Annotated in this window: 16 protein-coding genes; 9 read left to right on the forward strand and 7 right to left on the reverse strand. The window is 69.2% G+C overall.

From position 1 onward, the window contains the following. The first annotated feature begins 3 nt into the window (after window positions 1-3). Together ACWFRJ_RS03515 and pepE are read left to right on the forward strand one after the other, a co-directional pair. Window positions 4-834: an IclR family transcriptional regulator gene (locus ACWFRJ_RS03515; RefSeq protein ID WP_453524514.1), complete on the forward strand. Its 831-nt coding sequence runs from the start codon at window positions 4-6 to the stop codon at window positions 832-834. Between the two features lie 7 nt (window positions 835-841). Then, on the forward strand, window positions 842-1,573 hold the full coding sequence (pepE, locus tag ACWFRJ_RS03520; protein WP_453524515.1) for a dipeptidase PepE: 732 nt from the start codon (window positions 842-844) through the stop codon (window positions 1,571-1,573). Window positions 1,574-1,737: 164 nt separating this feature from the next. Here pepE and ACWFRJ_RS03525 read toward each other — a convergent pair whose 3' ends face one another. Together ACWFRJ_RS03525 and ACWFRJ_RS03530 are read right to left on the reverse strand one after the other, a co-directional pair. Then, window positions 1,738-4,116 carry an AbfB domain-containing protein gene (locus ACWFRJ_RS03525; RefSeq protein ID WP_453524516.1) on the reverse strand — a complete coding sequence of 793 codons (2,379 nt, stop codon included), beginning with the start codon at window positions 4,114-4,116 and terminating at the stop codon, window positions 1,738-1,740. A gap of 203 nt (window positions 4,117-4,319) precedes the next feature. Next, on the reverse strand, window positions 4,320-5,012 hold the full coding sequence (locus ACWFRJ_RS03530) for a TetR/AcrR family transcriptional regulator (RefSeq protein WP_453524517.1): 693 nt from the start codon (window positions 5,010-5,012) through the stop codon (window positions 4,320-4,322). A gap of 63 nt (window positions 5,013-5,075) precedes the next feature. On the opposite strand from ACWFRJ_RS03530, the gene ACWFRJ_RS03535 reads away from it, so the two are divergent. Beyond that, complete coding sequence (locus ACWFRJ_RS03535; protein ID WP_453524518.1) at window positions 5,076-5,690, forward strand: class I SAM-dependent methyltransferase; 615 nt, start codon at window positions 5,076-5,078, stop codon at window positions 5,688-5,690. Between the two features lie 46 nt (window positions 5,691-5,736). On the opposite strand, the gene ACWFRJ_RS03540 is transcribed toward ACWFRJ_RS03535, so the two are convergent. The 3 genes from ACWFRJ_RS03540 to ACWFRJ_RS03550 form a co-directional block, all read right to left on the reverse strand. After that, window positions 5,737-7,122: an MFS transporter gene (locus ACWFRJ_RS03540; protein WP_453524519.1), complete on the reverse strand. Its 1,386-nt coding sequence runs from the start codon at window positions 7,120-7,122 to the stop codon at window positions 5,737-5,739. A gap of 228 nt (window positions 7,123-7,350) precedes the next feature. Further along, entirely contained in the window at window positions 7,351-7,821 is a 471-nt protein-coding gene (locus tag ACWFRJ_RS03545; protein ID WP_453524520.1) for an RpiB/LacA/LacB family sugar-phosphate isomerase, read from the reverse strand. Between the two features lie 315 nt (window positions 7,822-8,136). Further along, window positions 8,137-9,132 (reverse strand): LacI family DNA-binding transcriptional regulator, encoded by a 996-nt coding sequence (locus ACWFRJ_RS03550; RefSeq protein WP_453524521.1) that lies wholly within the window; start codon window positions 9,130-9,132, stop codon window positions 8,137-8,139. Between the two features lie 393 nt (window positions 9,133-9,525). Between ACWFRJ_RS03550 and ACWFRJ_RS03555 the strand changes: the two genes are divergently transcribed. After that, window positions 9,526-11,394: a leucine-rich repeat domain-containing protein gene (locus tag ACWFRJ_RS03555; protein WP_453524522.1), complete on the forward strand. Its 1,869-nt coding sequence runs from the start codon at window positions 9,526-9,528 to the stop codon at window positions 11,392-11,394. A 125-nt stretch (window positions 11,395-11,519) separates the two neighbouring features. On the opposite strand, the gene ACWFRJ_RS03560 is transcribed toward ACWFRJ_RS03555, so the two are convergent. Then, window positions 11,520-12,314, reverse strand: a complete 795-nt coding sequence (locus ACWFRJ_RS03560; RefSeq protein ID WP_453524523.1) for an SAM-dependent methyltransferase — start codon at window positions 12,312-12,314, stop codon at window positions 11,520-11,522. Window positions 12,315-12,577: 263 nt separating this feature from the next. Between ACWFRJ_RS03560 and ACWFRJ_RS03565 the strand changes: the two genes are divergently transcribed. The 3 genes from ACWFRJ_RS03565 to ACWFRJ_RS03575 all read left to right on the forward strand — a co-directional run bounded on the left by ACWFRJ_RS03565 (window position 12,578) and on the right by ACWFRJ_RS03575 (window position 15,977). After that, entirely contained in the window at window positions 12,578-13,843 is a 1,266-nt protein-coding gene (locus ACWFRJ_RS03565; protein WP_453524524.1) for a hypothetical protein, read from the forward strand. A 99-nt stretch (window positions 13,844-13,942) separates the two neighbouring features. Then, window positions 13,943-15,328 carry a sensor histidine kinase gene (locus ACWFRJ_RS03570; protein ID WP_453524525.1) on the forward strand — a complete coding sequence of 462 codons (1,386 nt, stop codon included), beginning with the start codon at window positions 13,943-13,945 and terminating at the stop codon, window positions 15,326-15,328. 4 nt (window positions 15,329-15,332) lie between these two features. Then, a complete protein-coding gene (locus ACWFRJ_RS03575) occupies window positions 15,333-15,977 on the forward strand; it encodes a response regulator (RefSeq protein WP_453524526.1) in 645 nt (214 codons plus the stop codon). Window positions 15,978-15,989: 12 nt separating this feature from the next. Here ACWFRJ_RS03575 and ACWFRJ_RS03580 read toward each other — a convergent pair whose 3' ends face one another. Continuing rightward, a complete protein-coding gene (locus ACWFRJ_RS03580; protein WP_453524527.1) occupies window positions 15,990-16,979 on the reverse strand; it encodes a LysR family transcriptional regulator in 990 nt (329 codons plus the stop codon). 127 nt (window positions 16,980-17,106) lie between these two features. On the opposite strand from ACWFRJ_RS03580, the gene ACWFRJ_RS03585 reads away from it, so the two are divergent. Both ACWFRJ_RS03585 and ACWFRJ_RS03590 read left to right on the forward strand, forming a co-directional pair. Continuing rightward, on the forward strand, window positions 17,107-18,234 hold the full coding sequence (locus ACWFRJ_RS03585) for a PrpF domain-containing protein (RefSeq protein WP_453524528.1): 1,128 nt from the start codon (window positions 17,107-17,109) through the stop codon (window positions 18,232-18,234). Window positions 18,235-18,321: 87 nt separating this feature from the next. Further along, the gene (locus ACWFRJ_RS03590; RefSeq protein WP_453524529.1) at window positions 18,322-19,590 is read left to right on the forward strand and encodes an SLC13 family permease; all 1,269 of its coding nucleotides are present in this window, start codon (window positions 18,322-18,324) and stop codon (window positions 19,588-19,590) included. The last annotated feature ends 66 nt before the right edge of the window (window positions 19,591-19,656 follow it).

A 19,656-nucleotide genomic window follows, 5' to 3' on the forward strand; every position in this document is an offset into this window, starting at 1 on the left:
GTGGTGACCACCGATCGAGGAGCACCACTTCAGACCGCGGACCGAGCGCTGCTGGTCCTGCTCGCCTTCTCCCACGACAGGGAGGAGTGGGGCGTGACCGACCTGGCGGCGGAGTTCGGCTGGGACAAGTCGGTGGCCCAGCGGCTGCTGGCCTCCCTCGCGCACCGCGACTTCCTGGTGTCCGACTCCGTGACCCGCCGCTACCGCCTTGGCCCCGCCGTCTGGCACATGGCCACCGCCTGGGAGCGGCACAGCGGGATGGCCGGCCTCGTCAGGCCCGCTCTGCGCCAGTTGGCGGCGGCAAGTGGGGTGACCGCCCTGTTCGCCGTACCGGACGGGACGCATCTGCGCTGCGTCGAATCGGCCGACGGCACCTCCGGGCCGCTTCGCGCCTACCGGCTGACAGGCGAGCTGTATCCGGGGCACGCGGGCGCCACCTCGCGCGCGTACTTCGGGATGCTCGCGCCCGGGACGCGCGCCGCGCTGCTCTACGGGCGGCCCATGGCCAGCTTCAGCGAACTGACCGTGACGGACCCGGCGGAACTGGAGGCGCTGATGTGCCGGGTGCCCTCGGACGGCTTCGCCTACTCGCAGGGTGAGTACGACCCGGCGACGGCCGGCCTCGCGGTGCCGGTGATGGTGCGCTCGCAGCCGGTCGGTTCGCTCACGCTCGTCGGACCGCACGAGCAACTCGACGACAGGAGGGAGGAGTTGCTCGTCCCTCTGCGCTCCATCGGGGAGTCCCTCGGTGAGTTGCTCACACCGCGCCAGATGCGGGGCCGCCGCCCCGGCACCACCCCGCCGGCCCCTCGCACATCCCCCCGGAAAGGCTGAACCGCCCATGAAGTTGCTTCTGCTGTCCAACTCCGCCGCGCCGGAGCACGCGTACCTCGAACACGCTCGTGACGTCATCGCGGATCATCTGACCGGCGTCCAGGAGCTGTTGTTCGTTCCGTACGCTCTGGCCGACCACGACGGCTACACCGCGAAGGTCGCCGCCTTCATGACGGAGATCGGCCTGCGGGTACGCGGCATACACACGGCGGACGACCCGCGCACGGCCGCTGCGCAGGCCCAGGCGATCTTCATCGGCGGGGGCAACAGCTTCCGGCTGCTCTCCGCGCTCCAACGCGGCGGCCTTGTGGACGCGATCGCGCGGCGGGTGCGCGCGGGCGCGCCCTACATGGGGTCCAGCGCGGGCACCAACATGGCCTGCCCGACGCTGCGTACGACCAATGACATGCCGATCGTCGAGCCCGCGTCCTTCGCCTCGCTCGGCCTTGTCCCCTTCCAGATCAACCCGCACTACCTTGACCCCGACCCCGCCGGGACGCACATGGGCGAGACCCGGGAGGAGCGGCTGACGCAGTTCCTGGAGGAGAACGACGTGCCCGTCCTCGGAATGCGCGAGGGCACCTGGCTCCGTCGGGACGGTGACGCGCTGACGCTCGGCGGAATCGCGGCGGGGGCACGGCTGTTCACCGCCGGTGCCGAGCCTGTGGAGTACGCGCCGGGCGCCGATCTCAGTACGTTGCTGACCACTGAGGCGCGGTTCGACAGCCGCAAGGGCTGACGCCACACCGCTGCTGGACGGCCCGAGGCTGTCGCCTCGGGCCGCAGACAGGCGGTGCGTCCGCGGAACCCCGCGGGACCTGCTGTGAGCCAGTCGTCCACGACTTCTCGCACCTCGGCAGAGGTGCAGAGGGCGCGAGTCCCACGCTCCCCGAAGGACCGGGATCAGGGCGCCCAGGGTGCCTCCACGGCCCAGGTCGTGTCTTCGGCGAAGTTGCTCGGACTGTCCGCGGCGCGGGACCCGCCGGGGACGGCGAGGTACACCTCGGAGTTGTAGTGGCGCAGATACTGACCCGGGTAGTTCTGGGCCGTCAGACGGACACCGCCCTGCCCCGGCACCGCGCAGAACGTGGCGTCCGCGCGGAACAGCGCCGAGCCGTCACCGGCCTCCCGGTGCACCCGGAACTCGCGGTGGCGCAGGTACTCGCCGGGGTAGTTGCGGGACTCGAAGGAGTAGCAGGAGCTGTCGGCGAGACCGGGCACGATCCGCCAGGTGGCGTCGTTCTTCAGCAGGTCGCTGCTGCCGCTGTTCACGACCTCCGTGTACGCGAGGGCGTCCTTGTGCCGGAGATGGCGGTCGGTGTAGCCGGGGGTGGTGACCCGCAGCGACTTGAGGCCGGTGGGCAGGGTTGTCGGCGCCGTCGGGCTCTTCGAGGCATTGATCAGGGCCTGGTTCGCCGCCTTGACCCGCGTCGCGTCGACCTTGACCACCTGGCGGTCGTACGTCAGCAGACCGTTGACCTCGTTCTCGACATCGGTGATCTCGGTGTAGACCGACGCCGACAGGCCGGTCGGCATCTGCTGCAGGCGCAGCGCGTCGATCAGGCCGATGAAGCGGTTGTTCAGATGGGCGGCGTCGGCTTGATCCTCGTACGAGAAGCCGTTGCCCGGCGACCACTCGTGGCCCGGCACCCGCAGCCCGAGGCCGCCGAACTCGCCCAGGACGGCGGCCCGGGTCGAGGACGGTCTGGTCACCCCAGGGCCCACGTAGACGTGGTTGTCGATCACGTCGCCGTTGCCGCCGTCGACCGAGCCGCAGCAGTTGATACCGCTCATGTTGTCGACCAGGCGCGAGGGGTCGGCAGTCTTCACCTTGTCGGCGATGCGGGCCTGGTCGTACTGGCCCCAGCCCTCGTTCTGGTTCACCCACATCACGAGCGACGGGGAGCTGCGGTGCTCGTCGATGATCTGGTCGAACTCCGCCTCCCACTGGGTGCGGGCGGCCGAGTCCGGCGTGCGGGTGTCCATCGCGGGCATGTCCTGCCATACGAGGAGGCCGAGCCGGTCGGCCCAGTAGAACCAGCGCTGCGGCTCCACCTTGATGTGCTTGCGGACCATGTTGAAGCCGAGGTCCTTGTGCTTCTGCAGGTCGTACTTGAGGGCGTCGTCGGTGGGCGCGGTGTAGATGCCGTCCGGCCAGTACCCCTGGTCCAGGGTGCCGCTCTGGAACACGAACTTGCCGTTGAGCAACAGCCGTTGCTTGCCGTCGACCGTGCCGCGCGAGATCGACCGCATACCGGCGTAGCTGCCGACGGAGTCGGACACCGTGGATCCGGAGACGAGGTCGGCCTTGACGTCGTAGAGGAACGGGTCGTCCGGTGACCATAGATGCGGGTTGGTGACGCGGACCGTCAGCTGCGCGCCGACCGCGCCGGTCGCCGTGCCCACCGTGGTGCCGCCGGAGCTGACCGTGACGCGTGCGCTCTGGCCGCTGATCCCGTCGCCCCGGACGGTGACCCGCAGCGTCGAGTCGGACAGGTTCGCCGCCGTGTCGAGGCGGGTGATGTGGGCCGGGGCCGTGGGCTCCAGCCACACGGTCTGCCAGATGCCGGAGGCGGCGGTGTAGAAGATGCCGCCGCCGGGATGCGGAGTGACGTCGTTGATGCGCTGCTTGCCCACGGCCTGGCCGCCGGTCTGGGTCGGGTCGTACACCGAGACCACGATGGTGTTGGTGCCGCCGTTGAGCAGGGGCGTGATGTCGTAGCCGAAGGCGTCGTAGCCACCGCTGTGGGCGGCGCCCGCCTGCTGTCCGTTCACCCACACCGTCGTACGCCAGTCACTGGCACCGAAGTTGAGCTGGACGCGGCGCCCGTTCCAGTTCGACGGCACGGTGAACGTGCGCTTGTACCAGAGCTTGTCGTTCTGGGTGATCTTGCGCTGGATGCCGGAGAGCGCGGACTCCGCGACGAACGGGACCCGGATCTGCTCGGTGAAGGAGGCCGGCTGTCCGGCGTTCGCCGAGGTGACGGCGAAGTCCCAGATGCCGTTGAGATTGGCCCAGTCGGGGCGGGTGAGCTGCGGTCGCGGATACTCCGGCAGTGGATTGTCCCGGGAGACCTTGTCGGTCCACGGCGTCGTCATCGGCGCCGGTTTGGGGGTCCAGTCGGTGGGGGCCGCAGCCTGGGCCGCGGGCGCCAGGGCGGTGGCGCCGCAAAGGAGCAGGGTGAGGACGCTGAGCAGGATGCCGAGGGTGTGGCCCGGTCGCGATACCGACGGCGGACGCGCGGGGCGCGTCGATCTGAGGCGAGTGGACTGGTGGTGCATCGGAGCTCCTCGTGTCGCAGGACACGGCCGGGTGGCCGCAGGACGGCGGAACGGAGGTGCTGGAGCACGTGGAGTGCTCGCTGTTCCTTACAGAGAGGCGAATCTGCCGACGCGCTCTTACATCGTTGTAAGGAGAGTTCTTATGCACTTGGTGAAGGCGCGTCAACTCCTCGAACGCGCCAATCTGGTCGAGGGGCGGTGGCCTACTCGTGATCAGTGCTGAGGTGATCAGTGCAGGGGTGATCAGTGCAGAGGTGAGCAGTCAGAGCCGTGCGGGCCCACTCCTCCCAGGCCTCCGGGGACCAGCCCCGGTCGCGGACGAAGACCAGGTACAACTCCGGGCTGAGCAGCCCGTACAGGAGGTCGGCGGCGCGGGTGGTATCGACGTCGGAGCGGGCGTCGGGCTTGCGGGTCAGTGCCTTCGCTGCGGCGTGCTGGACGGTGTAGCGCGGGTCGGGGTCGGCAGGCCACTGCGCGGCGATCTCCGGATCCGTGGCCGCCGCAGCCGCGATCAGGGGCATGATCGGGGCGACACGGCCGAGGATGTCGCCCACACCCCGCACGTGAGCGCGTAGTTGCCCGGCCGCGGTGGGCTCGGCGCACGCGGCGCGGAACCAGTCGCGGTCCATCGTGGCGACTGGCTCGACGTCGCCCGCGATGGCGGTGTCGACGACGTCCTTGAACAGGGCGCGCTTGTTGCGGAACACGAAGTACACGGTCTGGACGGCGACGCCCGCGCGGTCCGCGACCTCCTGAAGGCTTGTCGCTCCGTACCCCTGCGCGACGAACAGGTCCCACGCCGCAGCGACGATCTTCTCGCGGGTGCGCCGCGAGCGCTCGGCCCGTTTGTCGGGGCGCTTGGCGCTGTGTCCGTGGGAACCCTTGACCGCATCCATGGCGGGAGTCTATCTCTAGAGTCAGTCACTAGAGTTCGACTCTAATAATGTGGAGGAGTAGCGATGAGCGAGACTCGATCGGATGCGGAACTCGAGCAAGAGGCGTCCGTGCGCCGCGCGTTGGAGGACTTCTACCGGGAGGGCAAGCCGCCGTGGGACAGCGGCATCACGCCGCCCGAGCTCGTGACCCTGGTGGAGGGGCCCGGCGCGCTGACGCCGGGCCATGTCCTCGAACTGGGCTGCGGCACCGGGACCAACGCGGTGTACCTGTCCCGGCACGGCTGGCGCGTGGTGGCCGTCGACCTGGTCGACCGTGCGGTCCGGCAGGCGAGGGAGAAGGCAGCCGAGGCCGGAGCGGACGTCACGGTGCTGTGCGGGGACGCCACCCGACTCGACGAGCTGGGCGTGCACGGCCCGTACGACCTGTTCTTCGACCTCAGCTGCTACTGCGGAATTCCACCGCACCGCCGCGACGACTACGCCGTAGGTCTTACGAAGCGTGCCACCCCCGGCGCACGACTGCTGATGTTCGGCTACGGCCCTGAAGCGTTCGACGACCCGATCTCCGGCGTCACCGCCGACGAACTCCGCTCCAGGTTCACCGGGTGGAGGCTGACCGACGTGACGCCCGGTACGAACCCGGTCCCGACGTTCTGGTTCACGCTGCACCGTCTCTGACCGCGAAGCACGGCCGGAATCGCGCGGTCGACCATGAGGGCAGAGTTCACCGAGACTCGGACGGGAGCGGTGGGACGCTGCTCGCCGGTGCCTCTGAAGCGGTCTGAGTACGCCTTTCCTCTGCGACGAGGCCGAGGACACGCTCCCGCTCATCGCGCCCCCAGGTCTCCTTGGTCACGAGGATGCCGCCGAGGCCGATCACGGCCGCGACGAGGTAGAGCAGCGCGGCGCCCGGCCAGCCGAAAGAACCGACCAGAGCGGCGGCGAGCAGCGGGGCGAAGCCGCCGATGGCCGCGGCGACTTGGTAGCCGAGCGAGGCACCTGAGGTGCGGGTCGCGGTGCGGAACTGCTCGGTGAGCAGAGAGCCCTGGGTTCCGGTGAGTGATGCGTGGATGAGGCCGATGCCGATGATGAACACCGCAATCACCAGGGCGGGTTGGGCCGTGTTGGCGAGCAGGTACATCGGGAAGGCGAAGAGGATCGCCGCCGTACAGGCCGCTATGTAGATGGGGCGGCGTCCGATGCGGTCGGTGAGCGCCCCGGCGAGGAAGGTGACCACGATGGCGAGGAGGCTGGCGGCGGTGATCGCGCCGAGGGCGACGGGCCTGAGGTCGGGGTGGCGTTCGGTGATGTAGCTGAGCAGGTAGGTGGCGGTGGAGTAGTAGGCGAAGGACTCGACGACGCGCAGGGCGATGACGCGCAGGATGCCGCGCCAGTCGTCGGCGAGAGTGGCGATGAACGGATTCTTCTCGGTGTTGCCGCTGGCCTTGGCTTCCTGGAATTCGGGGGATTCGGAGAGCCGGGAGCGCGCGATCAGTGCGGCGATCACCATGACGGCGCTGAGCAGGAAGGGGGTCCTCCACTGCCAGTCGCCCTCCAGGGTGGAGCTCCACGCGAACACGCCGCTGGCCAGGGCGATGCCCAGGGGGTTGCCTGCTTGGGGGATCGCGGCGAACATGCCGCGGCGGTGCCATGGCGCGTGCTCGTAGGCCATGGTGATGGCCCCGCCCCACTCGGCCCCGAACGCGAGGCCCTGGATCATGCGGATGGCCACGAGCAGGATCGGTGCGAGGACACCGGCCTGTCCGTAGGTCGGAAGCACGCCGATGAGGAAGGTGGCGGCGCCCATGACGACCATTGCCGCGACGAGGACGGGTTTGCGGCCGTACTTGTCGGCGAAGTAGCCGCCGACGGCGCCGCCGAGCGGGCGCATGACGAAGCCGACCGCGAGGGTGGCGAAGGAGAGCAGGGTGCCGACGAACCGGTCGCTCTCGGGGAAGAAGACCGCTCCGAAGTAGAGCGCGGAGGCGGTGCCGTACGCGATGAAGTCGTAGTTCTCGACGCTCGTGCCGAAGGCCGCGGCGATCGCGGTCTTGACGCGGTCCTTGGAGCCGAGCACGCTCCGTCGTCCGGCAGGGACGCTGGTGGACATGGGAGTTCTCCTTGAAAGGGCGCCGGATCGACTCCGGCGTCTGCGCAGTGAGGAGGAGGGGGCGTACGAGGGGAGGGGAGCGGAGGGCCGTGCCTGTTGGCCGGGTGTTTTGCGGCATGCCGAGGAAGCACCCGGCGCGGTCGTCCGTGGGTGAGGCGTTCGGTGTCAGCGGAAGGGAGAGCTCATCCGCCCAAGGGGAAGGTGTGTGGAGGGGGCGTGGGTGGCTTGTCAGGGGGCCGGGGCAGGGGCCGCCGGGGCCAGGGCGTCGAGTGCGTTCAGTTTGGCCACCCGGCGGCGGGTCTCCTCGTCGTCGTCGAAGACGGCACCGAGGAACTCACGGATGATGTCGGGCACGAGCGCGTGCGGGACGAGCCAGGCGCCCATGGCGATGGCGTTGGCGTCGTCGTGCTCGACGGCCTGGTGCGCGGAGTAGGGCTCGTGGGCGAGGCCGCAGCGGACGCCGGGGAGTTTGTTGGCGGCCATGACGGCGCCCTGGCCGGTGCCGCAGACGAGCACGGCCCGATCGGCGGAGCCGGAGAGTACTGCCTCGCAGGTGGTGCGGGTGATGTCCGGGAAGTCGACAGGGGCGCTGCTGTGCGTGCCGCAGTCGATCACCTCATGTCCGAGAGCCTCAATGGCCTGACGGACGGTGTCCTTGAGCGCGTATCCGGCGTGGTCTGCGCCGAGGGCGACCTTCATCGGCTGTTCCTTTCAGGGAGTGCGCACTGCGGTTTCGCCAGGCAGGGGACGGACGTTGCAGTGCTCGGTCGGGTGGGGGAGCGGCGATGAGTGCGGTGTGCAGCCGTTGGCCGCAGGGCGTGCGACGGCGTAAGCGCGGACGATGGCCTTGACGGGGGTCGCGTGCTCGGCGCCGGGTACCGCATGAGGTGACCCCAGCAGTGAAGATGCCGGGATGGTGGGCGAGGAGATCAGCTTCGCCTAGGTGGGGCGGACGGCTGGGGGAGTCGGCGTCTTCGGCGGCGGTGACGGTGGCGTCGACGGCGTACTGGCTGCTCATCGGGTGTCCGGCAAGGACCGGTCGGTGAAGGTGGTGGGGATGCGTTGCCCGGGTGCGGGGCGGCCTGCGATGAGGTCGACGAGTCCTCGTACACCGAGTCGGCCGATCGAGGACGCGACGTTGCGGACCGCGCTGATGGGCGGCGACGCGAACTCGAACCAGTCCAGGTCGTCGAAGGAGACGATCTCGATGCGGGCTGCCTGTTCTGCGCCGAGCCGCTCGCGCAGCGCGCGCACCGCTCCCAGAGTGGTCGGACCGTTCGCGCCGAACACGGCCGTGAAGGGGACGCCGCGATCGAGGATGCGCCCCATGGCCTCGGCCGCCCCGCCCGCCAGGAAGTCACCCGCGTCGAGCAGCCCGTCGTCGGTGCTGATGCCGTGCGCCTCGCGCCCGGCGAGGTAGGCGGCGCGGCGCTCGGCGCCGGTGGAGATCGTGTCCGGGCCGCCGATGAAGGCGACGTCACGGTGGCCCCGGCGCTGCAGCCAGGCGAGCACCTGCTCCACGCCCTGCGCGTTGTCCGTGCCGTACAGCGGGGCGTCGACGCCTTCGATGCTGCGGTTGAGGAACACGAGCGGCAGTCCGGACGCGAGCGTGGCCGCGAGCTGTGGCGAGACGCTGCTCTGCGGTGAGAACAGCAGGCCGTCGATGCGCTGCGAGGCGAAGGTCTGGAGGTAGGCGTCGGCCTGTTCGGCGTCCTCGTTCGCGTTGGCAAGCAGCACGGTGTATCCGTGGCGGCGTGCCTCCTGCTCGGCGGCGTGCGCCAGCTCGGAGAAGAACGGGTTGCGGATGTCCGAGACGAGCAGCCCAAGCACCTCGGTGCGGGCGCGCCGCAGGGAACGGGCGGGGCCGTTGGCGATGTACCCGAGCTCCGACGCGGCGGCGAGCACCCGGGAGCGTGAGTCGGCCGAGGTCTGACTGCTGCCGCTGAGAACCCGGGACGCGGTACCGAGCGCGACCCCCGCTCGTGCGGCGACGTCCTTGATCGTGGCCATCCGCCCCACCTCCTTGTGGAAACGTTTCCATGAACCGAATAGATTTAAGATCGCACACCGATCGTGAATTGAGCAAGGTCCCGGAGGCTGGGCGAGACCGCCAGGGGCGGGCTTCGCCTACTTCCCGGTCCGGCATGTGTCGGGCCTGACCCGCATCTGTGTCCGTGCTGGAGTTTCTGACCCGTCGTCACCTGCCCTCATCCCTGCTCATCCGTTCTGTGCTGGATTGATGCTGGAGTGGGAGTGGGAGTGGGAGTCCCCCGGCCTTCGATAAGACCCAGTGCCGATGTCATGGCGCCGCCGAGCGATGCCCCCTGACCGTCGCCGTGGTCGCCATCTGGCTTCGCGACACTGTGCAAGGGTCGTCAGAAGCGGACTTGTAGGGTTCCGGGTATGACTTCGATCACCGACGGCGGAGAACCGGACGAACTCGTGGTGGCCTACTCAGGCCTGCTCGAAACAGCGAAGTCGACTCAGGCTCGCAAGGCGGTGCGTGAGCTGGTGGTGGTCACTGACGACGGCGCCGCGCTCAAGCTGGCGGCCCGGTTCGCTCCGGTCGCGGACCTCGCCCTGGACACGCTGCTGCGGCTGTGGCCTACGGCCGGCGACCCGGACGGCTTCGCCGCAGTTCTGCTGGCGCCGGCCTTCCGCCGTGAGGGCCGTACGGAGCTGACATTGAAGCGCGTGACCTCGCTGTCGGGCCTGCGGCATCTCACCATGCTGCGCACGCTGACGATAGATCGCTGCAAGGAGATAACCGACCTCGCGGAGCTCAGCGCGCTCACCGAACTGCGCCACCTCGATCTGAACGGCTGCGCGGGAGTCGAGGACCTGACCCCCCTCAGCGGTCTCACTCAGCTCACCCGGTTGAGCCTGCACCGCTGCCGTCCCGTGTCCGACGTCAGGCCGCTGCTGGCCCTCAGCCGCCTGCGCCACCTCGACCTGAGTATCACCCGGGTCACCTCGGTGACCGATTTCGCAGCGGCGTTCCCCCTGCTTGAGCACCTGAACCTGCGCGGCTGCCGATCCTTCAAATCCCCGGCGCAGCTCTCCGGCCTGACCCGCCTCACCCACCTCGATCTCGGCTGGACGGCCGTCCGCGACCTGACCGGCCTGACAAACGTGCCCGCACTCGCCTCCCTGCGCTTGGTGAGCTGTAAGCAGCTTCGTGAACTGACCGGCATCGCCGCGGCAGCGAACCTCTCGGAGCTGGTCATCGAGGATTGCCCTCGCTTCCAGTCCTTCCGCGGTTTCGGCCACCACCCCCTCCTGACGACGCTGGAGGTCAAGGGCTGTCCGGACCTGTTCGATCTGCGCGGAGTCTCCGCGCTGACACACTTGACGGAGCTGCGGATCGCGGACAGCGAACGGTTCGCCTCCGCCGCGGGAGTCGGGCCCCTGCCCTCCCTGGAAAAGGTCACCTTCGAGAACTGCCCCGCACTGGCGGACTTCGCGGACCTGGCCGGCCTCACCGCCCCGCACCGGCTTCACCTGGACGGTCTTGGCCTGATCCAGGACCTCTCCCCGTTCGCGTCCCTCCCCGGCCTCCGCGGGCTCAGCCTCAACAGGTGCCCCGGGCTCCTTGACCTCACCGGTCTTGGCTCCCATCGTGCGCTGGAGGAACTGTCCGTCAGCCATACCGGCAGCCTGAGCGGCCCCGGTGACCTGGGCGATCTGCCGACCCTGCGCGAACTGGCGTTCAGCAGTCTTCCCTCGCTCACCGACCTCGGCCGCCTCGACGGACTGACCGCACTCACCAAGGTGAGTGTGCGGGATTGCCGTGCGCTCACGGACATCAGCGGGATGGCAGGCACTTCGGTCACCGACCTGACACTCGACAGCATCCCGAGCCTCGACTCGCTCGGCGTCCTGGAGACTTGCCCCGACCTGCGCGTACTGAGCGTGGAGCGGATCCCGCAGCTGATGGACTTCCCCGCCCTTCCCTCCCTGACCCGGCTCTACCTCTCCCGCCTGCTCTGGAGGGACCTGTCGCCCCTGGCAGGCCTCACGTCGCTCCAGTCTCTGCGCATGGGCTACCTGGACGAAGTGACGGACATCAGTACGCTGACCGACCTGCCCGACCTCTCCGAACTCCTCTTCGGCGGCCATCACGCCCTCACCGAGATCGGACCCCTGCTCGAGATGAAGTCGTTGCGACGGCTCAACAAGTCACTGCAGATGAACGGGCAGATACTGCAAGGCCGACGTGACCCCGTCCTGACCGAACTCAAGGCACGCGGACTCGCGATCGACCAGCGCTGACCGTTACCGACGTCGTCACCGTCACCGTCACCGACGCCGACAAAAGCTCCAGTGGCGGCCGCCGGCCGCGGCGGCGTTGCCCGCCGCTCGCCGGGCAACGCCGCCACCACAGGGGGGCTTTGAACTCAGTCAGTCTTGCGCGCCACGCCTGCGTAGAAGCCGATCTCCCGGGACCCGTCGGGAGGCGGACCGTCGGGGCGCCAGAACGGCGCCTGAGCCAGACCGGGTTCGACGAGGTCGAATCCGTCGAAGAATTGCTCGATCTCTGTGCGACTCCTCAAGTTCAACGTGGCGGTGGCTTTGTTGTAGACCGCCTGAGCGCCCTTGCGGTCGGCGAAGTCGGCCGTGGCGTGTGAAAGCACGAGGAGACTTCCCGCAGGCAGCGCGTCGCGGAGGGTGGCGACAATTTGCTCGGGCTGTTCCTCATCGGTGACGAAGTGGAGAATGGCGACGAGGAACAGGGCCACTGGTTCGTCGAAGTCGATGAGCCGACGGACATCGGGGTGGTTGACGACGTCCTGCGGCCTACGCAGGTCGGCGAGCACGATGTTGGTCGTGCCGGAGCGGCTCAGCAGGGCATCCCCGTGAGCCTTCACGATCGGATCGTTGTCGATGTAGGCAACGCGCACATCCGGGGCCACGCGTTGAGCGATCTCGTGGATGTTCGGTGATGTCGGCAGCCCGGTTCCGACATCAAGGATCTGGCGGATACCGCTGCCGACTGCGAATCGCACCGCGCGTTCCAGGAAGGCGCGGTTCGCCCGGACGCCTATGCGTGCCTCCGGTGCTGCGGAAACGAGTTCGTCACCGGCCGCCTGGTCCACCGGGTAGTTGTCTTTCCCTCCGAGTAAGTAGTCGTACACCCGTGCCGGATGCGGCTTGCTGGTATCGATCCCTGTGGTCCTGGCACCGTCACTCACGCTCTGTTCCTTCCCGCGACCGGGACAGCCACCCGGCGAAATGCCGACAGCATGCCACAGCAACTCACCCTCGCGATGGGGGAGTAGCGCGCGATCCCGGAGGTGTTGCCCGCTCTGGAGTCCGCTCGGTCGGAAGAACCCTGCCGCCCGGTGGGAAGAACCCGGCCGACCGGCCAGGAAGCCTGGCCGGTCGGCCGAGGCGGAGCCGGAGAACACGGGTTAGCGTCCTTCTCGGCAGGTGGCACCACGCAGAGGGAGATCCCATGGAACAGCGAACGTCCGACCGTGACGCCGGCGCGACCACCGAGTTCGAGAGGGACGTCGTCGAGCTGTTGCGGGAGACGATGAAGACGGTGGCCAAGCAGGAACGCGAGGACGTCGGTACGGAAAGCGTGCTGTACGTGCTCGTGTCGGGTGACTCGGCCGCTGGTTCCGCGATCGCCCCCGGAATGAAGGCCTCCGGCACGCTCGGCGGTTCGATCGGGTGCCGGGGGACATCGGTGTGGGTCAGTGACGACGCAGGTGACGACATCACAGGAACCGAGGACGACGAGCGGGAGATCGACGCCTTCTGGCGGGAGGTCCGGGACGAGGAGGCCAAGAGGCTGCGCTGGAAGAATCGGAAGAAGAACGAGCGAGAGAACGAGGGAGAGAAAGCGGGAGAGGAAGAGAAGGAGGAGAAGCAGGCGAGCATGGAACTCCCCCCGATGACCGGCGCGTTGCGGGCCTGTCTGCGCAAGGCGCTGGAGGCCGCACGGGAGGAGGGCGCCATTTCGGTGCGCCTCCGTCATGTGGCGCGCGCGATGTTCGAGCTGCCCGATACGCGTGCCCGCGAGGCCATGGTGGTGGAGAAGTTGGACGTCTCGGCTGCCTCGGTCGCGCTCGACGGCTTGCGGGGGTGCGACGAAGTGCCGGAGCCCGCCTCGGTGTTGGGGCTGCGCAAGGCGGGGACGTTCGGGAAGAGTGGTAATCCGCTGACCCGGAAGTTCATGGCGTGGGTCCTCGGGGGCGGCGCGGGGTTCGGCTCCGCGGTCGTGGGCGTGGTGCGCTCGGAGGCACGACGGGGGGTGGTGCGCCGTGGGGCCTCGGAGATGGAACCCGTCGATGTGCTGCTGGGTATCCTGGCACTTGACCGGTCGTTGACCGTCGCGGGCCGTGAGATGCCCGAGAAGCTGGCGGGAGCGAACCAGGGTGCGGAACTCCTGCGTCGATACGGCGCACGACAGGATGCTGTCGCCCGAGCGCTGCTTCCCTCCACCGGGGTCGCGGAGATGGACCCCCCGGAGATCGCCGGCACGGCCGGCTTCGACCAGCGGCTCCTGCACGTCACGCAACTCACCGCCTCCGCTCAGGGCTCGCCCACGGTCGGCACGACCCACCTCCTTGCCGCCCTGCTGGACGAGACCGGGACGGACGCGGAGTCCGCGGCGGAGATCGAGCGTGTGCTGACCGAGAGCGGGGTGGACGTCGCCGGACTGCGGGCGGAGCCGGATCTCCAGGTCCCAGGAGGAACGGCACAAGCTGCCTGAGGTCGCCGCAGTTGGCCAACACGTAGAACAAGAAGAGCCGTTGAGAATGACACCCACAGGTGAGAACGGCACCCACACGGAGCGAAAGCGGAGCGGAACATGAGCCCGGCAGTGCGACCGTGGAGGCGGATGCGCCGTGAGGCCGCCGCGATTCGGGATGCGGTGCGCGCCGCGCCCCGGCGGACGGTCGTCACCGAGTCCGTACTCGCCGGCCTTGTCCTGTTGTGCGCGCTGGCGCCGTTTCCGCTGGTTCCGCCGGCCCACCCGGTGACGGCGGCCCTCCTGGGGGTGTGGGCGGCGCTGCTCGTGCCCGCGCGGCGGATGTACCCGTCCCTCACGGTGCTGTGCTGCGTGCCGGTGATCGCCGGAGACAATGTGTGGGCCATGGTGGTGGTGCCGTGCGTCGTGTGGTCCGCCGTGCGCCGCATCACCCCCGCACGGCGCGCCTGGGGGGTGGTCGGGGCGAGCTGTGCCGGCGCCGTGCTCGTGTCGATCGCCGCCCAATCCATCAGCGGGCTCCCGAAGATGCCGTATCTGGCCGCCGGCGCGGGCGTGGCCGCGCTGTTCATCCTGCTGCCCGCCCTTTCCGGCCTGATGCTGGGGCGTCGCCGTCCGCTGAGCGGGCTGCTGCGGGAACGTAACGCCTACCTCGAGCACGCCCGCCTCCTCACCGACGAGGCGGCCCGCATGGAGGAACGGGCGCGCATCGCCGCCGAGATGCACGATCTGCTCGGCCACCGCATCGGCCTCATCTCGGTGCACGCCGGAGCCCTCCAGCTCGCAGCCGAACGACAGGCGCCCCCGCTGGCCCCCCAGGCCGAACTCCTGCGCACCACCGCCGCGACGGCCATGGACGAACTGCGCGGCATCCTCGGCGTCCTGCGCCACCACTCCGGCGAGGAGACCGCCGAGCGGGGGAGCCGCGAGGATCTCTCTGCCCTGGTCGCGGACTCCCGGAGTGCGGGGGCCGACGCCGAACTGCACTGGAACGCGACCGGTCCTGCGGACGCGGACGCCCGTACCCGGCAGGCCGTCCACCGTGTCACCCGCGAAGGACTCGCCAACGCGCTGAAGCACGCGTCCGGTGCGCCTGTCCGCGTGACGTTCCACGACGAGGGGGACACGGTGGTGGTCGCCGTCGTCAACGACGCCCCGCCGGTGCCCCGTTCGCCCGGTGACGGGAGCCGCAGCGGACTCGTCGGCCTCCAGGAAAGGATCAGCCTGCTCGGTGGCACACTCGACGCCGGACCGCGCCGGGAGGGCGGCTTCGCCCTCTACGCCCGCATACCCGCCAGGCCCAGCATTCCGGCTGTGTACGCCACTTCGTCCAAGCCGGTGTCCGACGGGGCGGGTTCCCGGCCCCCGCTGTCCACGGAGGTCCTCACGTGGCCCCGGCTCCTGGGCGGCGGCTGCGCGGCGATGCTGGTGTTGCTGCCGACGGTCGGCGGCACCATCATCCTGCTGATCATGGCGGTTCTACACTGAACCGATGATTCGAGTGCTGATTGCCGACGACGAGGCGCTGATGCGCGCCGGGATCCGACTGATCCTGGAGAACGCCGACGAGGTCCGCATCGTGGCCGAGGCGCAGGACGCCCGTGAGGCCGTCGAAGCCTGCCGCGCCCACCCCGTCGACGTCGCCCTCCTCGACATCCGCATGCCCGGCGACGGCATCACAGGCGCCGCCGAGATCATCCGCCTTTCGCCCCGCACTCGGGTGGTGATGCTGACGGCCTTCGGCGAGGAACAGAGCGTCACCCGCGCCCTGCGCGCCGGAGCCCACGGCTACCTCCTCAAGGACACCGGTCCCCGCGACCTCATCGACGCCGTGCGCCGGGCCGCCGCCGGAGAACCCGTCCTCGCTCAGCAAGTCACCCGCCAACTCATCGACTTCCGGACCCGGTCGGGCCACGACAGCGAAGCCGCGGCACGCCGGATCGCGGACCTGACACCGGCCGAACGTGATGTCCTGCGGCTGCTCGGCAGCGGCCTCTCCAACGCCGGGATCGCCGCACAGCTCCACCTGAGCTCCGGTACGGTCAAGGCCCACATCAGCAGCATCCTCACCCGCACCGACTGCGCCAACCGAGTCCAGGCGGCGGTCCTTGCGCAGGAGGCGGGGTTGCTCGGCTGACGCCCATGTCGGTCACCTCGCTCGCACCGCGCCCAACTGAGAGCGGTCCAGGCCCGGATCGGTGAAGCCGCGGGCAACGGTGTGAAGCACGCGGGCCATCGCCTGGGCCGCGGGGGTGACAGCTCGTTGGGCCGGCCTGGCCAGCAGAATGCGGCGGACAGGGGGGACCGCACCGGCCGCCTGCTCCTGAGGGGAATGGGCATGGGGGTCGGGAGACAGAGGAAGCAGACGTACGTCGCTGCGTCGGTTGGTCAGGGCCAGGCGGGGGGCGAGTGCCAGGCCGAGCCCGGCGGCGACCATGGCCTGCGCTTCTTGGTAGTCGTGGGAGGCGTAGGCAATGCGCGGTTCGAAGCCCGCTTGACGGCAGGCCCGACGTAGCACGTCCGCGACCGGATGATTTTCCGCGCGGATGATCCACTCCTGGTCCGCAAGGTCGGACAGTCGTACGCGATCCGAGGCGACCAGCGGGGAACTGGTCGGCACGACCAGCACCGTCGGGTCCTCAAGAAGTGGCGTGAGGATCAACTGGTCGTCGTCGACACGGCTCCAGTCGTAGTCCCACAGCAGCGACAGCTCCACCTCGCCGATGTGCAGCATCTCCCGCAGCTGCGCGAGGACCCCCGCACGCACGACCGTGCGCACCTGCGGGTGGGCTCGGCGGAAGCGGGTCAAGGCCAGCGGGAGCAGGGAGGCGCTGGCGGTCGGGAAGGAGCCGAGGGTCACCACACCCCGGTCCAGATGACCGAAAGCCTCCAAATCAGCTTCCGCCGCCTGCATTTCACGGCGGATGGCGCGGCCTCGCTCGACCAGCGCCGCGCCCGCCGCGGTGGTGCGCACACCGCGTGGCAGCCGCTCGATCAGCGGTTGTCCGGCCTCGCGCTCGAACAGGGACATCTGCTGCGAGGCAGCTGAGGTGGTCATGGACAGTGCCTCGGCGGCCGCGGTGAGCGAGCCGCGCTCGGCAACCTCAGCGAGGAGCAACAGTCGGCGAACGTTAAGCATGCAGTGACTTTAGCTCAGCTAAACCCCACTCAATAAAACAGACATTGTGCTCAAGCCAAAGGCTCTGCGAGAGTCTGCGCAACGCAGCGGCCCCGCACCCGATGCGCTGAGAGAAAGACGCTCTGACATGCACGTTCCCGCAACTCTGGTACGAGGTGGGACCAGCAAGTGCTGGCTCTTCCCCCAGGTCCACATGCCCACCGACCGCGACCGGATCGAACGCATCCTGGTCGACGCCTACGGCGGCGCAGACCCCGTTCAGCTCGACGGCATCGGTGGCGCCACCCCCACTACGTCCAAAGCGGCCGTAGTGGGTGCGAGTGCCTGCGAGGGCGTCGACATCGACTACCTCTTCGCCCAGGTCGGCATCGGTACCGGCACGGTCGAGTGGGGCAGCAACTGCGGCAACTGCGCGACGGCCATCGCCCTCTACGCGGTGTCCGAGGGCCTGGTGCCGCTCAAGAAGGACCGCACCCCGGTGGTCATGCGCAACATCAACACGGGCGCGGTACTGGAAGCCGAGGTGGACACACCGGATGGCCGGGTCCAGGAGTTCGGCGACCGAACGGTCCCGGGCACCCTTGCCGGCGGTGTGCCGGTGGGACTCACCTTCCGCTGTCCCGCGGGGGCAGCGACGGGCCTCCTCCTGCCGACCGATCTAGCGGTCCAAGAACTGACGGTCGGTGAGCGTCTGCTGCACGTGAGCATGGTGGACGCCGGTGCTCCGGTCGTCCTCGTGGACGCGCTGCGAGCCGACATGACCGGAGCCGAGACCCTGGAGCAGATGCGCGCCGATGTGCCCTGGCTGCGCGCGGCGCGGCACGCCGCCGCCGTCCGCATGGGCCTCGTGCGACCTGGCGCCGAGCCCGGCGACGCGGTGCCCAAGGCAGGGCTCGTCGGCCCTCCCCGCGCCTACACCACCACCCTGGGCGAGCCCGTGGCCGCGCACGAGTACGACGTATCCGTGCGCATGCTGTCCATGCTTTCCCCCCACCCGGCCATCGGTCTCACGTCCGCCGTCGCCGTGGCGGCCGCCAACCTCATCCAGGACACCGTGCCGGCCCAGGCTTCCACCGCGCCCGGCAGCCACGTTCTGCGGATCGGCACCCCGGCAGGTGTCCTGGCTGTGGAGTCCTCGGGTGCCTCGGGTGCCACGGCCGCCGGACCCGAACGGGTCACCGTCGCCCGGGCCGCACGCATCCTGTGCCAGGCGCGCATTCTCGTACGAGATCTCGCCCTTCCGGCAGCTGCCTGACATCTGCCGCTCCGGCGAGCAAGCAGCTTCCGTCCATCAGGCCCCTTGCCCCACCTCTCCCCGCCCCGCAGGACAAAGAGGACAATGATGTCTCCTGAGCTGATCTCCGTCGGCGCACTGCTTGTCATGTTCGTCGTCGGCACTGTCCTGCCGATCAACATCGGCATCCTCGCCTTCGTCGCGTCGTTCGCCGTCGGTACGACCGCGCTGAACATGACGGAGGAGCAGATATTCGAGGGCTTCCCCGTGGAGCTCTTCCTCACCATCGTCGGCGTGACCTACCTGTTCGCCGTGGCCCGCCGGAACGGGACGGTCGATCTGCTGGTCGCCGCCGGAGTCCGCCTGGTGAGGGGCAGGACCGCCCTGATCCCGTGGGTGCTCTTCCTGCTGGCCGGGGTACTGACCTCGCTGGGCACCTTCACTCCCGCTGCCGTGGCGATCCTGGTGCCGATCGCGATGAACTTCGCCTTCCGCTACGACATCAACCCGCTCATGACCGGGATGATGGTGATCAGCGGCGCCCATGCGGGGGCCTTCTCTCCCATGGCTGTCTCGGGCGCGTTGGTGCTCGGCATGGTGGACGACACCGAGCTGTCTGTTGCCCCGGCCACCCTGTTCTTCGCCAGCTTCGCCGTCAACCTCCTTCTGTCACTGCTCACCTTCGCCGCGCTGCGCCGCCGCACGATGGCGGTTGACCCGACCACACAGGTCGAGCAGTCCACGACAGGCGACGACACAGACACACAGACGGACACAGAGCGAGCCACCTGGCACCAGTGGGCAACTCTGGCCGCCCTCGCCGCCTTGGTGGTGTGTGCCCTGGGTTTCCAGATGCAGATCGGCGTCCTAGCCCTGGCCGCCGGCGCGCTCCTTGCCCTCCTCGACATGAAGCGTCAGGAGCAAGCAGTGGACGGCATCAGCTGGCACACCCTGCTCCTTGTGGGCGGCATGATGACCTACATCGCCATGCTGGAGCACGCCGGGATCATCGAGCAGATATCGCGGCACGCAGCCGACTTTGGAACGCCGCTCGTCGTGGCCCTGCTCCTGTGTTTCACGGTCGCCGTCACATCGGCTTTCGCGTCCTCGACCGCGATCCTCACAGCGATCATCCCGATCGCGGTTCCCCTGCTGCTGTCCAGTCAACTCAGCTCGACCGGGCTCATCGCCGCTCTCGCGGTCTCGACCACGATCGTCGATGTCTCACCGTTCTCCACCAACGGCGCGTTGGTGCTGAGCAATGCGCGAGGCGTGGAACGGCGCGGCTTCTACCGCAAAGTGCTCGGCTACACCTGCGGCATCGTCGCCGCAGGCCCCGTGGTCGCCTGGGGCGCCCTTGTGGTGCCGTGGTCCTGACGGTCCTGACGGTCCTGAGGGTCCTGACGGTCACGACGCGTCGGTCACGGGACGGCCCCGCGCCAT

The sequence above is a fragment of the Streptomyces sp. NPDC055239 genome, from assembly GCF_053606205.1.